This window comes from Pseudomonas sp. Yb2C2 (genome assembly GCF_052112325.1).
Classification (GTDB): Bacteria; Pseudomonadota; Gammaproteobacteria; order Pseudomonadales; family Pseudomonadaceae; genus Aquipseudomonas; species Aquipseudomonas marginalis.
Window position 1 is genome coordinate 43736 of record NZ_JAVAJK010000022.1, and the last position, 14541, is coordinate 58276.

Sequence of the window (14541 nt, forward strand, 5' to 3'; positions counted from 1 at the left end):
GGAATGTCTCCATGGATCTACGCTTTACGGCTGAGGAAGTCGCCTTTCGCGATGAAGTGCGAGCGTTCCTTAAAAGTGCGCTGCCGGTGGCAGTTCGGTGCAAGGTGGAGTCTGGCCAGCGCATCTCCAAAGAGGAGATGGTCGACTGGGTGCGGATTCTGAACGCCAAGGGTTGGGCAGCCCCTGCCTGGTCCCCGCAATGGGGGGGGCAGGGCTGGACCGCAACCCAGCAATACATCTTCAAGGAAGAGTTGCACATGGCACCGGCGCCAGAACCGATCTCGTTCAATATGAACATGATCGGTCCGGTGTTGATTGCCTTTGGTACCGAGGCGCAGAAACGCGAATTCTTGCCGCGTGTCGCCAACATGGACTACTGGTTCTGCCAGGGCTTTTCGGAGCCGGGCGCAGGGTCGGACCTTGCCTCCTTGCGCACCAGCGCGGTACGTGACGGTGACGAGTACGTGATCAACGGCCAGAAAATGTGGACTTCGACCGCGCACCATGCCGACTGGTGTTTCATGCTGGTACGTACCGATGCCACGGCGAAAAAACAACAGGGCATCACGTTTTTGCTGATGGACATGCGCACGCCGGGTATCACGGTCCGTCCGATCATCACCCTGGACGGGCATCACGAAACCAACGAAATGTTCCTCGACAACGTGCGCGTGCCGGTCGCCAATGTCATTGGAGAAGTGAACAAGGGGTGGGATGTCGCCAAATTCCTGCTGGGCAGTGAGCGCGGAGGGATTGCTCGGGTGGGCCTGTCGAAGTTTCGCGTAAGGCGCGCCAAGCAACTGGCCCGCAGCGTGAGCATCGGTGATGGTTGCCTGGCGGACGAGCCGCGCTTTCGCGAGCGCGTAGCGTCCATTGAAGTGGAACTCAAAGCGCTTGAAATGACCCAGATGCGCGTTATCGCGGACAGCGAAAAATATGGTCACGTCCCGGATCCGCGCAGCTCGATCCTCAAAATGAAAGGCTCCGAACTGCAACAGGCGGCCACTGAGTTGTTGATGGAGGTCGCCGGCTACAACGCACTGGAGTTCGATCTGTCGTTTGTCACTGGCGAAAATACGGCGTCCGGCGAGCATGACTGGGCCCTGACCATCGCGCCGAATTACTACTGGGTTCGCCACGTCTCCATTGTTGGTGGCTCCAATGAAGTTCAGCACAACATTCTCGCCAAGACGTTGCTGGGGCTTTAAGCATGAATTTCGATCTTAACGAAGAACAACGCATGCTCAAGGACGCCGTCGAGCGTCTGGTAGCCGATCAATACGGCTTTGATCAGAGGGGGCGCTACCTGGTGCAGCCAGACGGCTGGAGCCGGCGGTTGTGGGCGCAGTTTGCCGAACTGGGGCTGCTCGGGTTGCCGTTTTCGGAAGAGGACGGCGGCTTCGACGGTGGATCGGTGGAGACCATGATTGTGATGGAGGCCATGGGGCGCTCCCTGCTGCTTGAGCCTTACCTGGCGACGGTGGTGCTGGCGGGTGGGTTGCTACGCGCATCGGCCAGCCCCGCACAACGTGCAGATTTGCTGCCGGGGTTGATCGCTGGAGAACTGCTGCTGGCCTTTGCCCACAGTGAAGACCAGTCCCGCTATGACCTGGCTGACGTGGCGACCACCGCCCGGCAAGACGGTGATGACTGGATTCTTGACGGCGCCAAACGCTTCGTGCTGCATGGCGACTGCGCCGACAAGCTGCTGGTCTCGGCCCGTGTCAGCGGTGGCCGACGTGAGCGCGACGGCATCGCTTTATTTGTGGTCGATGCGCAGGCCGAAGGCGTTTCACGTCGTGGCTACCGGATGCAGGACCAACTGCGCGCCGCCGACATCCGTTTGTCCCAGGTCAGGGTCGGCCCGGCGGCCCTGTTGGGTGAAGCCGGCAAGGCCCTTAAATCAATCGAGCAGGCGGTCGATGCCGCCATTGCGGCCCTGTGCGCTGAAGCCGTGGGTGCTATGGAACAAGCGCAGACGATGACTGTGGAGTACCTCAAAGTGCGCAAACAGTTCGGGGTGGCCATCGGTTCCTTCCAGAGTCTGCAGCACAAGGCGGTAGACATGCTGGTGATGACCGAGCAGGCACGCAGCATGACGCTTTACGCCAGCATGATGAGCAATGACCCGGACCCTCTGGAACGCCGCCGGGCGATCTGCGCCGCTAAAGTGCAAATCGGTCGTTCGGCACGTTTCGTCTCGCAAACAGCAGTGCAGTTGCATGGCGGCATCGGTGTCACCGAAGAGTGTCAGGTCGGCCACTACATGCGTCGCCTGTCGATGCTCGAATTCATGTTCGGTGATACAGACCATCACTTGGCGCAGTTGGCCCGCGATGGCGGCCTGATCGCAGAGAACGCCTGATTTTTCCGGAGAAGAACACGATGAAACACGCCAACAACGATCCGTACCGTGACCTGCGCGACTCCTTGCGCGACCTGTGTGCCGAATACCCGAACGAGTACTGGCGCAAGATCGACCATGAACGGTCTTATCCGGAAGCCTTTGTCGATGCGCTGACCCATGCCGGCTGGATGGCCGCGCTGATCCCCGAGCAGTACGGTGGCTCGGGTCTGGGACTCACCGAAGCGTCGGTGATCATGGAAGAGATCAATCGTAATGGCGGCAACTCCGGCTTCTGTCACGGCCAGATGTACAACATGAATACCCTGCTGCGTAACGGCTCTGAAGCACAAAAGCAGCTGTACTTGCCGAAAATCGCCAGTGGTGAATTGCGCTTGCAGTCCATGGCGGTCACCGAGCCGTCAACGGGTACCGACACCACCAAAATGAAAACCATGGCCGTCAAAAAAGACGGTCGCTACGTGGTCAACGGGCAGAAGGTCTGGATCTCCCGGGTACAGCATTCGGACCTGATGATTCTGCTGGCGCGTACCACGCCGCTGGCTGATGTGAAGAAAAAGTCCGAGGGCTTGTCGTGCTTTCTGGTCGACCTGCACAGCGCCATCGGCAACGGACTGACCGTGCAGCCGATTCCGAACATGGTCAACCACGAGACCAACGAGCTGTTTTTCGACAACCTGGAGATTCCGGAAGAAAACCTGATTGGCGAAGAAGGCATGGGGTTCAAGTACATCCTCGATGGCCTGAATGCGGAGCGCGCATTGATTGCTGCCGAGTGCATCGGTGACGGCTACTGGTTTGTTGACCGCGCCACTCAGTATGCCAATGACCGCATCGTGTTCGACCGACCGATCGGCAAGAACCAGGGCATCCAGTTCCCCATCGCCGAAGCCTACATGGACATTCGCGCCGCCGACCTGATGCGCTACCAGGCCTGCTCATTGTTTGATAGTCATCAACCGTGCGGCGCCGAAGCGAACATGGCCAAGCACCTGGCGGCGACCTCGTCCTGGAAAGCCGCCAATGCCTGTCTGCAAACCCATGGCGGCTTTGGTTTCGCGTGTGAATATGACGTCGAGCGCAAATTCAGAGAGACGCGTCTGTATCAGGTTGCGCCCATCTCCACCAACTTGATCCTTTCCTACGTGGCCGAGCACATCCTCGGTCTGCCACGTTCTTTCTGACGGAGTCACCCATGAGCGTTGAAGCCCCTCGCTATGAAACGATTCTGTATGAGGTCAAGGATCGCATTGCGACCATTACTCTCAACCGACCCGATCAGATCAACACCTGGAATGACGCGGTCGCTACCGACGTCTATGAGGCGATGCAAAAGGCCGGTGCGGATAAAGGCGTGCGGGTCATCGTGTTCACCGGCGCTGGCAAGGCCTTCTGTGCCGGCGGTGACATCAACAGCTTTGGCGGCGACCCGAACCGCTTGATGACCAAGCTCCCGCGCCCGTTCGACATGCGCCAGCGTCCGGATTGGCAAACGCGCTGTTCCTACTACCCGGCGATTCCGAAGCCGGTGATCGCCATGCTCAATGGCGCTACGGTCGGGATCGGGCTGATTCACGCGCTGTTCTGCGACATCCGGTTTGTGGCCGAAGACGCCACCATCACCACCGCCTTCGCGCGTCGCGGGCTGACGGCGGAATATGGCATGGCGTGGATTCTTGAGCGCCACGTCGGCCATGCCCATGCCCTCGACCTGTTGTTGTCGGGCCGCAAGATCAAAGGGCGTGAGGCCGAGCGCATGGGGCTGGTAAACCGGGCGATCCCGGCAGATCGGTTGGTCGAAGAGACCTACGCCTATGCCCGGGACCTGGCTGAGAACTGTTCTCCTCGTTCAATGCGAGTGATGAAGCAGCAACTCTGGGAGGTGCCATTCCAGACCTGTCATGAAGCGGTGATGAGCGCCGGGTTGGACATGCCGATTGCCAATCAGGGCCCCGACTACAAAGAAGGCATCGCCAGTTTCATGGAAAAACGCAAACCCGAATTCCCGGATGACCTGTAAGCACCACCCGTGGGCTACAGGCCAGACGAAAGCTATCGATAGCGTGGCGGGAACTGCTCCCGGCGCTCAAATAATGACAAGAGGACGCAGATATGAGTGCAATGCTGGAAGGTAAGGTTGTAGTCGTCAGTGGCGCCGGCAACGGCATCGGTCGTGCCATCGCCCTGGAAATGGCGGCTGAAGGTGCCCGTGTGGTGGTGAATGACCTCGGTTCTTCCGTACACGGCGAGGGTGAGGATGCAGGCCCTGCGCAGCGAGTGGTCAACGAGATCAAGGCGCTGGGGGGCGATGCCGTGGCCAGTACCGATAGCGTTGCGGGATGGGATTCCGCGCACCGTATCGTGCAGACCGCCATGGACACCTTTGGGCGCATTGATGTGGTGGTTAACAACGCGGGCATTCTGCGTGACCGTATGTTCCACAAGATGGACGAACAAGAATGGCTGGCGGTGCTTAACGTTCACCTCAACGGTTCGTTTTTCCTGGCGCGTGCTGCTGCGCCGCACTTTCGCCAGCAAAACGGCGGCTCTTACATTCACATGACCTCCAACACCGGCCTGGTGGGTAACGTCGGGCAGGTCAATTATGCCGCCGCCAAGCTGGGTATCGTGGGTATGTCCAAGGCGATAGCGCTGGACATGGCGGCTTTTGGCGTACGTTCCAACTGCATCTCGCCGGCCGCCTGGAGCCGCATGATCGGCGCGGTCCCCACCGACACCCCGGAGAAAAAGCTGCAAGCCGAACGCATGGAAAAAATGATGCACCCCTCCAAGCAGGCGCCCTTGGCGGTGTTCCTGGCGAGTGATGCGGCCAAGGATGTTTCGGGCCAGATTTTCTATGTGCGCTCCAACGAAATCATGCTGGTCAGCCAGCCACGGGTGGTTCGTTCAGTACACCGCGACGCCGGCTGGACCGCGCAATCGGTCGCCGAACACGCTATTCCGGCGTTGCGCGCGAGTTTCCTGCCGTTGCAACAGACGCATGAAGTCTACAGCTGGGACCCGATCTGAACCGTCGGTCAACCCATCACCGCGCCTGGAAATCCTGAGGACCCGAACATGTTGAACTACGACAAAGTCAAACACTGGCCCATAGAAGACGTCACCCAGACCTGGACTGAGCGCGACAGCATCCTCTACGCACTGGGTCTGGGAGTGGGGGGCGACCCTATGGATGCCAACCAGTTGAGGTTCACCTACGAAAAAGACCTGCAAGCTGTGCCGACCCTGGCGGCAGCGATTGCCTGGCCAAAATCGTGGATGCGCAATCCCGAGACCGGTATCGACTACCTCAAACTGGTTCACGGTGAGCAAGACACCCGCTTGTTCAAACCCATGCCAACCAGTGGCACGGTGACCAGCCGTACCCGGGTCAGCCGGATCTGCGACAAGGGCGTTGGCAAGGGCGCGATTGTAGAGCTGTTGCGCGACATCATCGACACCGCCAGCGGCGAGCGGATTGCCGAAACCCGACAGATCTCGTTTTTACGTGGCGACGGTGGCTTCAGTGAAGTTTCAGGCGTGACCGACACCCCTCCTGCGGGGTTGCCGGCAGTGCCTGAACGGGCACCCGACGCAGAGTTCGAATTGACCTCTCCGGCCCAGGCGGCCCTGATTTATCGTTTGTCGGGGGATTCCAATCCGCTGCACGCGGACCCGGAGATAGCGGCCAAAGCCGGTTTCAGCAAGCCGATCCTGCACGGTCTGGCAACTTACGGCATGGCGGCGTTCGCAGCGATCAGTTGTCTCGCGGGTGGCGATGCCAGTCGACTCAAGCGTGTCGCCGCGCGGTTTACCGCACCGGTCTATCCCGGCGAGACCCTGCGCTTTCAGTTCTGGAAAGGTGATAACGGTCAATGGCACTTGCTCGCGCGGATCGATGCGCGCGATGTAATCGTGCTGAATAACGGCCTGATCATACTGAGTTGAGATAAGCCTATGAACCTAAGTGAAAGCGCGGAAGACAAAGCCTTCCGCCAGCAGGTGCGTGAATTCGTTGCCACCCAACTTCCGACTGACATTCGCGACCGGGTGCTCAACTTCAAGCACCTGGTGCGTGAAGACTACGTTCGTTGGCAGCGCATTCTCGCCGCCCAAGGCTGGGGCGCGCCAGCGTGGCCGCAGTCCTTCGGTGGTGCCGGCTGGAACTCAGCCCAGCGCAATATATTCGACGAAGAATGTTTCTATGCCGGCGCACCCAGACAAATGCCGTTCGGGCTATCGATGGTCGCGCCGGTGCTGCAGAAGTTTGGCACCACGGCTCAGCAGGATCGCTTTCTGCCGCGCATTCTCAGCATGGAGGACTGGTGGTGTCAGGGCTATTCGGAACCCGGAGCGGGTTCTGACCTGTCGTCACTGAGCTGCCGGGCCGAACGCGAGGGGGACTTTTATCACGTCACCGGTCAAAAAATCTGGACCTCGTTTGCCCAATGGGCCAATTGGATTTTTTGTCTGGTGCGTACCGATGCGTCGGGACGCCAGCAGGAAGGTATCTCGTTTCTATTGATCGAAATGAACACTCCCGGCATCCAGGTGCGCCCGATCAAGACCCTGGACGGTGGCCACGACGTTAACGAAGTGTTCTTCGATAACGTCAAGGTCCCGGTCGAGAATCTGGTGGGCGAAGAACACCGCGGCTGGAACATCGCCAAGTATTTGCTGGGTCATGAACGCACCAACATTGCCGGACTGGGTAACTGCAAGCGCTTCATGCGGCGCTTGAAGGAAATTGCCGCCAGCGTCAGCAAACACGGAAAACCACTGATCGAAGATGTGCGCTTTCGCGACAAGGTCGTGCGTATCGAAATGGAGTTGCTGGCCCATGAGTGGTCTCTACTGCGCCTGATCGACCAGGAGCAGAAGCAGCAAAGCAAGGGCATCGAAGCGTCACTGCTGAAGGTGCGTGGGTCGGAAATCCAGCAGACCCTGACCGAGCTCATCATGGAATGTGCCGGCCCTTACGCCGTGCCATTCACCAGCGAGGCGGTGGAGGCCGATGCGCAGGTCGACACGGCCAATGGCGAGTTGCTCAACGCCTTGGCGGCGCACTACCTCGATTGGCGCAAGATTTCGATCTATGGCGGCTCCAACGAGGTGCAGAAGAATATTATCGCCAAGTTGACGCTTGGTCTCTGACTGTCGACGGACCGGCCCATTCACTTGAACGACGCTGGGGCGACAAGCCTGCAGATGGGTTGGCCATGAGGGTACTGCCATGGATTTTTCGCTGAACGAAGAACAAAGAATGCTGACCGACCTGGTCAACCGCTTCATTGAGCGGGAGTACGCATTTGAAAACCGCCGCAATCTGGCGCAGACCGCACAAGGTTGGTCGACGGAACACTGGGCCGCCCTGGCCGACACCGGGTTGTTGGCGTTGAACGTTGCCGAGGTTTATGGCGGGCTGGGGGCCGGGCCGGCAGAAACCATGATGGTCATGGAGGCGTTTGGCCGGGGTCTGTTGCTTGAGCCGTATCTGCCCACCGCTGTGGTCGGTGCAGCGCTGATCGGTAAATCGGCCACTGACGCACTCAAGAACGATTTGCTCGGCGAATTGGCGGCCGGCTCGTTGCGCGTAGCGCTTGCGGCACTGGAGCCACAGGCTCGTTTCGATTTGAGTGATGTCTTGACCGACGCCAAGCGTTCGAATAATGGATATGTGCTCAACGGGCAAAAAGCCGTGGTGGCACATGGTGATTCGGCCGATTGGCTCATCGTTTCTGCGCGCACCTCTGGCCAGCAGCGCGACCGGCAGGGTGTCAGTCTGTTCCTGGTCCCCGCCACAGCGGCTGGTGTTGAAATCAGGGGCTTTTCCGGGCTCGATGGTCAACGTGTCGCCGAGATCAGACTCAGCGATGTCCACGTCAATGCTGAAGCCGTGCTCGGCCGGGTTGATCTGGGGTTCGACGACCTGGATTGGGCGGTTGATCGTGGTCTCTTTGCCCTGTGTGCCGAGGCCGTGGGCTGCATGGCCCGACTCACCGAACTGACCGTCGACTACCTGCAGACCCGCAAGCAGTTTGGCAAGGCGATTGGCAGCTTTCAGTCACTTCAGCACCGACTTGCCGACATGCTGGGCTATGTCGAACAGTCCCGCTCAATCACCCTGTATGCGGCATCCTGTCTCGACGGGCCGGCCTTGGAACGGCGCAAGGCGGTGTCGGCCGCCAAAGCGTTGATCGGGCGGGCAGGGCGCCTCATCGGACAACAGGCGGTGCAATTGCACGGCGGGATGGGCATGACTGATGAACTGGCGGTGGGTTGGTATTTCAAGCGTCTGACCTGCATCGACATGACCTGGGGAGACGCCGATCACCATGTCGAACGCTACAGTGAACTGCTGTGATATGACGACCTTCAATGAGCAAGCACCGGCCTGGTTCGACCAGGCTATCGGGTGTCCCGCACGCTCTCATTTCGCTACAAGCGATGGCGTCGCGGTGCATTACCTGGCCTGGAACGAAGAGGAACGGCACAAACCGGCGTTGCTGTTTGCCCATGGCTACCGTGGACATGCGCACTGGTGGGACTTTATCGCGCCGTTTTTTCGTGAAAACTATCGGGTGTTTGCCCTGGACTTCAGCGGCATGGGCGACAGCGCCTGGCGGACACACTACAGCGCTGAAGTGTTCCTCGAAGACTTGCGAGCGGTGATCGAACACGCCGACATGGGCACCGCTACCCTGGTGGGCCACAGCTACGGCGGTACCCGCGTACTTCGGGCGTGTTCGGTCTGCCCTGAGCTGATTCATCGCGCCGTGGTGGTCGACAGCTATGTCGCGTTTATCGACACCGACACGCCACCTGTGCAGCGTCAATACGGCGGCAATGTCTATCCGGATGCCTCCACCGCGATGCAGCGTTTTCGTCTGATGCCTGAGCAGCCGGCCCATCAATGGGCGCGTGAATACATCGCACGGTATTCGTTGCGTGAGACCGAACAGGGGTGGGCCTGGAAGTTCGATCCCGACCTGCCGTTCGCACTATTTGAACGCGACGGTGAGTCTGTCTTGCAACAGATCAAGGTGCCGCTGGATTTCGTCTGTGGTGAGCTCAGCCAGGTGGTCGGCAGCGCCCGTGCGGAACGTATTGGCGCAGTCCTGGCGACACTGCCCAATGCCAGAGGACCGGTAGTCATGCCGCAGGGGCATCACCATTTGATGATGGATCAGCCATTGGGCTTGATCAGTACTTTACGGGCGTTGTTGTCCTGAGGTGAGTCCCGGGGGCTGGATACCGCTGGGCAGTCGAATACTCGCGCGCAGCAACGGTTGCGCGCGAGCGCTGATGAGCTCAGATGACAGCCGACGCCTCAACGCAGTGAGGCAAAGCTCACGGGTGGTGTGACGCACTGAAGGGGATTCATCTTGCAATTATTGATTGCCGCCTGAGGATTCGCGATGCGAATTTCATTGGTCGCGGCTGCAAACACTATGATCGAAAGAAACAAAAAAGACGTGCTTATTATTGTTTTCATGTCTTTACCTGCCTGTTAGCAGTGTATTGGAAAGTCCAGCACCTGTTCCAACCGCAACCTGCGCTGGTGTCGATAAGGCCTCGAACGCAATCATCCTCCCACACTATTCAGTTATTGTGAACGGTGTTTACAAATATAAATCACATGCCGTAAGTTCCTCATAGGGGAGTGCCGACGTATGGCGCGAATCTACATGCTCCCCATCCTTGATACTCACAACAAAAACGAGAGTGATCTATGAGTGCTTCTACTATCAGCGCACGCCTGGATATGCACGTCGATGTCAGTGCAGTGATTCCCCTGCCAGGCCCGCATCGGGTGGCGATGACGGTGTATTTACCGGATGTCGACCGCTTGACCCAGCCGCCGGTCGCTATCTTCGCCTCGCCGGGTGGCGGCTACACGCGTCACTATTACGACATGTCATTTGCCGGCCACGCAGGCTACAGCGAAGCCGAATATCACTGCGGGCAGGGGGTGATTTTCATTGCCTACGATCATCTGGGCGTTGGCGACAGCTCCACGGAGCACCTCGGTGCCTATACCGTGGAGCACCTGGCTGCGGCGAATGACAGCGCGGTGCGTCAAGTGATCGAGCTATTGCGCAACGGCACGTTGACCCAGGGCTACGCAGCGTTGCCAATGCTGCGTAAGGTGGGAATCGGTCAATCGATGGGCGGTTGCATCACGCTGGTCATGCAAGGGCGGCACGCGACCTTTGATGCGGTGGCGGCGTTGGGCTACAGCGCAGTGCATACGGTATTGCCACAGCGTAATCCCGAGGACATGAAGCGTGTTATCACTACCCATAATCACGGGCGAGAGGCCACTCCAGCCGATCTGTCTGTACAGCAAGCAAGCATGCAAAGCGTGGATTTTGTTTACCCCTTCCACTGGGAAGACGTTCCTAAGGACATCCTCGATGCCGATATGGGCAGTGGCTTCCCCAACCGACTCAACGTCCCTCTGTTTGGCAGTCGGACCATTCCGCCCTGCGCCTTGGCGATGATGTCTGAAGGATTTATTCGTGAAGAGGCGAAACTGATCACGGTCCCTGTGCTGATGGCCATGGGTAAGCGGGATGTCAGCCAGCATCCGCAACTGGAACCCAGTGCGTTCGCCAAGGCCTGCGACGTTTCGGTCTTTGTCGTGCCCTCGATGGCTCATATGCATAACTTCGCCTCGACCCGACTCACCCTGTGGGCCAGGATCCAGCGCTGGGCCATGATGGTCACCGCTGACGTTTGAGCTGAACGTTTTCAGGATTGACAGATAACCTGAACGGAGTTCAGTATGCTGAACATCATTCAGGTTGTCAGGCAGGTCCGATATGAAAGTGCTGGTCGCCGTCAAGAGGGTTATCGATTACAACGCCAAGCCGCGGGTCAAGCCTGATGGTTCGGGTATTGATCTGAGTAACGTAAAAATGTCGATGAACCCTTTCGATGAAATCGCCGTGGAAGAAGCGGTAGCGCTCAAGGAGGCCGGTATCGTCAGCGAAGTGGTGCTGGTCTCCATCGGCACCCAGGCTTGTCAGGATGTGCTGCGGACCGGGCTGGCCCTCGGGGCGGACCGGGCGATTCTGGTGCAAACCGACCTTCAGGTGCAACCGCTGGGCGTAGCCAAGGCGCTGAAGGCGATATGTGAACGTGAGCAGCCAAGCTTGTTGATTCTTGGCAAGCAGGCCATCGACGATGACGCCTGCCAGACCGGTCAAGCGGTCGCCGCGCTGTTGGGCTGGCCACAAGCGACATTTGCTTCAAACGTCGAACTGTCGGCAGACACCGTCGTGGTTACCCGCGAGGTGGATGGCGGTTTGGAGACCCGGGCGTTGTCCCTGCCTGCGGTCATCACCACAGACCTTCGCCTCAACACCCCGCGTTATGCCTCACTGCCCAACATCATGAAAGCCAAGAAAAAAAACCTCGAAATGCTGAGTGCGACAGAGCTTTCAGTGGATCTTGAGCCCCGTCTCAAAACACTCAGCGTGCGTGAGCCGATGGCGCGTGAAGGCGGGGTGCTGGTCGCTGACGTGAAGGCGTTGATTGATAAACTTCGTTTGGAAGCAAAGGTGATTTGATATGGCTGTCCTGGTAATTGCGGAACACGACAACCGTTCGCTCAAGAGCGCGACGTTCAATACAGTGACAGCGGCCTTGCAGATGGGCAGCGACGTGCACGTGCTGGTCGCCGGGCACGAATGTTCAGGCGCCGCCCAAGAAGCTGCGAGCATCACCGGTGTGAGTCGCGTGTTGCAGGCCGATGGTATCGAACACGCTTATGCACAGGCGGAAAACCTGGCGGCTCAGGTGCTTGAGCGGGCGCGTGAATACAGCCACATCGTCACGTCGGCCAGTGCGGTAGGCAAGAGCTTTATGCCGCGTGTCGCAGCTCTGCTCGACAGCTCCCAGGTGTCGGATGTGATCGCGGTCGTGGCGAGCGATACCTTCGTTCAACCGATTTATGCCGGCAACGCCCTGGCGACTGTCCAGACCTGCGATCCCATCACCGTGGTGACCATTCGCACCACGGGTTTTGATCCCGCCGTGACGGGTGGGCAGGCCGTTATCGAAGCGATTCCGGTGGTGGCGGACTTTGCGTTGTCGCGCTTTATCAGCCAGCAGCTAACCCGCTCGGATCGCCCGGAACTGACGGCTGCTTCCATTGTGGTCTCCGGTGGTCGCGGCATGGGTAGCGCGGACAACTTCAAACTCCTGGAAAACCTGGCCGACACCTTGGGGGGCGCGGTCGGTGCCTCGCGCGCGGCTGTGGACGCCGGCTTCATGCCCAACGACTATCAGGTTGGACAGACCGGGAAGATTGTCGCGCCTGAACTCTATATTGCTGTGGGTATTTCAGGCGCCATTCAGCATCTGGCGGGCATGAAGGATTCCAATTTTATCGTTGCGATCAACAAAGACCCTGACGCCCCTATTTTTCAGGTCGCGGATTACGGGCTCGTGGCGGACTTGTTCGAGGCGGTACCCGAAATGGCCGAAGCACTCGGCTAGTTTCAACCGCCTGCGTCGGGAAAGCTGCTGCGGTGTGTTGCCAAACTCCGATGGTATAGCGGACTCTTGACTCATAACTATAAAAGGCAGGAAACGGATGTTCAGGTTGGGGGAGCTATTTTGAAAACGCTTGCAGAGCTGCTGGAGCGCAACGCTCTTCTGTTTCCAGAGCAGGAAGCCGTGGTCTATCAGGATCGTCGCATCACCTATAGCCAGTTGCTGGAGCGCGGTTTGCGTCTGGCTTCAAGCCTGCATCGCATGGGCATGCGGCATCAGGATCGCGTGGCGGTCCTGGCGATGAACTGTAACGAGTATTTTGATGTGTTTGCCGCGTGCCAAATGACCGGGTTTATCTGTGCCACGGTCAACTTTCGACTGGCTGCCCCGGAGTTGCAGTACATCCTGAGCGACAGCGCACCGTCGGTGTTGATCTTTGAAGCGCAGTACGCTGAATTGGTTAATGCGTTGCGCCCCGACTTGCCTGCCATCGAGCACTACCTTTGCATCGGCGAATGCCCGACCTGGGCACAACCTTATGAGCAGAGTCTGGCAGCGGGGGATCCGGCGGGGCCAGGGCTTCGCGCGCTGCCCGAGGATATCGTCCATCTGATATACACCAGCGGAACCACGGGGCGGCCCAAAGGTGCGGCACGCTCACAACGGGGCGATCTTGCGCTGGCTCAGAACCAGTCCGCAACCATGGATATTCGCACCAACGGCCGTATGTTGGTGATGATGCCAATGTTTCACGCCGGTGGTATTTCGATGATGCTGTCGGAGTTCTGGCACGCCGGCTGCGTGGTCTTGCATCGCAAGTTCGAGCCGGAAGAAGTGTTGCGTACTATCGAGCGCGAGCGGATCGAAACCGTCCATATGGCGCCCACCATCGTTCAGCAAGTTCTCGATTTGCCGAACATCGGTGATTTCGATCTGTCGAGTCTGGAAACCATCCTCTACGCCGCAGCCCCCATGCCGGTGGCTGTTCTCAAGCGTGGCGTCGAGCTGCTCGGGCAAATATTCGTCAACTCCTGGGGCATGACCGAAACCAGTGGGACCGTGTTGCCGCGCCACCTGCACAAGCTCGAAGGCAGTGCCGAAGAGGTGCGTCGCCTGGGCTCGATCGGTCAGGCCATGACCTATTGCGACATCCGCGTGGTGGATGAGCAGGACCAGGACTGCCCCTGCGGTACGCCGGGTGAAATTTGGATCCGTTCGCCTTCCAACATGGCGTATTACTGGAACAACAGCGTAGCCACCATCGAGACGTTACGTGATGGTTGGCTGCGCACCGGCGATATGGCCTGGATGGATGAAGCTGGCTTTCTGTTCCTGGTCGATCGCAAGAAAGACATGATTATTTCCGGTGGCGAGAACATCTACTGCCAGGAGGTTGAGCAGGCCCTCATGCATCATGCGGGCGTGGTCGATGTTGCGGTCATTGGCGTCCCTCATGAGAAATGGGGAGAGGCGGTGAAGGCGGTGGCTGTACGTAACCCTGGCATATCAGTTACCGAAGCCGAACTGATCGAGTTCTGTACCACGCTTATCGCCCGTTACAAGAAACCTGCGAGTGTCGACTGGGTCGACGAGCTGCCTAGGCTGCCGAGTGGAAAGGTAAACAAGATAGCGCTGCGTGAGCGCTATCGCACGGCTTCCAGCTAAACGTACGC

General features: G+C 58.8%; 13 protein-coding genes. All 13 read left to right on the forward strand.

Annotation, left to right across the window (positions count from 1 at the left end):
- Positions 1–11 precede the first annotated feature (11 nt).
- The 13 genes from Q8X51_RS25520 (at position 12) to Q8X51_RS25580 (ending at position 14533) form a co-directional block, all read left to right on the forward strand.
- On the forward strand, positions 12–1208 hold the full coding sequence (locus Q8X51_RS25520; RefSeq protein ID WP_407694289.1) for an acyl-CoA dehydrogenase family protein: 1197 nt from the start codon (positions 12–14) through the stop codon (positions 1206–1208).
- A 2-nt stretch (positions 1209–1210) separates the two neighbouring features.
- Positions 1211–2365: an acyl-CoA dehydrogenase family protein gene (locus tag Q8X51_RS25525; RefSeq protein WP_407694288.1), complete on the forward strand. Its 1155-nt coding sequence runs from the start codon at positions 1211–1213 to the stop codon at positions 2363–2365.
- A gap of 20 nt (positions 2366–2385) precedes the next feature.
- Positions 2386–3549 (forward strand): acyl-CoA dehydrogenase family protein, encoded by a 1164-nt coding sequence (locus tag Q8X51_RS25530; RefSeq protein WP_145338573.1) that lies wholly within the window; start codon positions 2386–2388, stop codon positions 3547–3549.
- An 11-nt stretch (positions 3550–3560) separates the two neighbouring features.
- On the forward strand, positions 3561–4385 hold the full coding sequence (locus Q8X51_RS25535) for an enoyl-CoA hydratase (RefSeq protein ID WP_407694287.1): 825 nt from the start codon (positions 3561–3563) through the stop codon (positions 4383–4385).
- 92 nt (positions 4386–4477) lie between these two features.
- The gene (locus Q8X51_RS25540; protein WP_407694286.1) at positions 4478–5395 is read left to right on the forward strand and encodes an SDR family oxidoreductase; all 918 of its coding nucleotides are present in this window, start codon (positions 4478–4480) and stop codon (positions 5393–5395) included.
- A gap of 48 nt (positions 5396–5443) precedes the next feature.
- Complete coding sequence (locus Q8X51_RS25545; RefSeq protein ID WP_407694285.1) at positions 5444–6313, forward strand: MaoC/PaaZ C-terminal domain-containing protein; 870 nt, start codon at positions 5444–5446, stop codon at positions 6311–6313.
- A 9-nt stretch (positions 6314–6322) separates the two neighbouring features.
- On the forward strand, positions 6323–7519 hold the full coding sequence (locus tag Q8X51_RS25550) for an acyl-CoA dehydrogenase family protein (RefSeq protein WP_407694284.1): 1197 nt from the start codon (positions 6323–6325) through the stop codon (positions 7517–7519).
- A gap of 79 nt (positions 7520–7598) precedes the next feature.
- Positions 7599–8729 (forward strand): acyl-CoA dehydrogenase family protein, encoded by a 1131-nt coding sequence (locus Q8X51_RS25555; protein WP_407694283.1) that lies wholly within the window; start codon positions 7599–7601, stop codon positions 8727–8729.
- A gap of 1 nt (position 8730) precedes the next feature.
- Positions 8731–9597, forward strand: a complete 867-nt coding sequence (locus Q8X51_RS25560) for an alpha/beta fold hydrolase (RefSeq protein WP_407694282.1) — start codon at positions 8731–8733, stop codon at positions 9595–9597.
- 500 nt (positions 9598–10097) lie between these two features.
- On the forward strand, positions 10098–11108 hold the full coding sequence (locus tag Q8X51_RS25565) for an alpha/beta hydrolase (protein ID WP_407694281.1): 1011 nt from the start codon (positions 10098–10100) through the stop codon (positions 11106–11108).
- Positions 11109–11190: 82 nt separating this feature from the next.
- A complete protein-coding gene (locus tag Q8X51_RS25570; RefSeq protein WP_407694280.1) occupies positions 11191–11940 on the forward strand; it encodes an electron transfer flavoprotein subunit beta/FixA family protein in 750 nt (249 codons plus the stop codon).
- A 1-nt stretch (position 11941) separates the two neighbouring features.
- On the forward strand, positions 11942–12871 hold the full coding sequence (locus Q8X51_RS25575) for an electron transfer flavoprotein subunit alpha/FixB family protein (protein WP_407694279.1): 930 nt from the start codon (positions 11942–11944) through the stop codon (positions 12869–12871).
- Between the two features lie 120 nt (positions 12872–12991).
- The gene (locus Q8X51_RS25580) at positions 12992–14533 is read left to right on the forward strand and encodes a class I adenylate-forming enzyme family protein (protein ID WP_407694278.1); all 1542 of its coding nucleotides are present in this window, start codon (positions 12992–12994) and stop codon (positions 14531–14533) included.
- The last annotated feature ends 8 nt before the right edge of the window (positions 14534–14541 follow it).

What these genes read in the sequence shown, in the direction of transcription:
- Q8X51_RS25550 (WP_407694284.1), top strand. Translation starts at nt 6,323, where the DNA reads ATGAACCTAAGTGAAAGCGCGGAAGACAAAGCCTTCCGCCAGCAGGTG.
- Q8X51_RS25530 (WP_145338573.1), top strand. Translation starts at nt 2,386, where the DNA reads ATGAAACACGCCAACAACGATCCGTACCGTGACCTGCGCGACTCCTTG.
- Q8X51_RS25565 (WP_407694281.1), top strand. Translation starts at nt 10,098, where the DNA reads ATGAGTGCTTCTACTATCAGCGCACGCCTGGATATGCACGTCGATGTC.
- Q8X51_RS25575 (WP_407694279.1), top strand. Translation starts at nt 11,942, where the DNA reads ATGGCTGTCCTGGTAATTGCGGAACACGACAACCGTTCGCTCAAGAGC.
- Q8X51_RS25570 (WP_407694280.1), top strand. Translation starts at nt 11,191, where the DNA reads ATGAAAGTGCTGGTCGCCGTCAAGAGGGTTATCGATTACAACGCCAAG.
- Q8X51_RS25545 (WP_407694285.1), top strand. Translation starts at nt 5,444, where the DNA reads ATGTTGAACTACGACAAAGTCAAACACTGGCCCATAGAAGACGTCACC.
- Q8X51_RS25540 (WP_407694286.1), top strand. Translation starts at nt 4,478, where the DNA reads ATGAGTGCAATGCTGGAAGGTAAGGTTGTAGTCGTCAGTGGCGCCGGC.
- Q8X51_RS25555 (WP_407694283.1), top strand. Translation starts at nt 7,599, where the DNA reads ATGGATTTTTCGCTGAACGAAGAACAAAGAATGCTGACCGACCTGGTC.
- Q8X51_RS25560 (WP_407694282.1), top strand. Translation starts at nt 8,731, where the DNA reads ATGACGACCTTCAATGAGCAAGCACCGGCCTGGTTCGACCAGGCTATC.
- Q8X51_RS25525 (WP_407694288.1), top strand. Translation starts at nt 1,211, where the DNA reads ATGAATTTCGATCTTAACGAAGAACAACGCATGCTCAAGGACGCCGTC.
- Q8X51_RS25520 (WP_407694289.1), top strand. Translation starts at nt 12, where the DNA reads ATGGATCTACGCTTTACGGCTGAGGAAGTCGCCTTTCGCGATGAAGTG.
- Q8X51_RS25535 (WP_407694287.1), top strand. Translation starts at nt 3,561, where the DNA reads ATGAGCGTTGAAGCCCCTCGCTATGAAACGATTCTGTATGAGGTCAAG.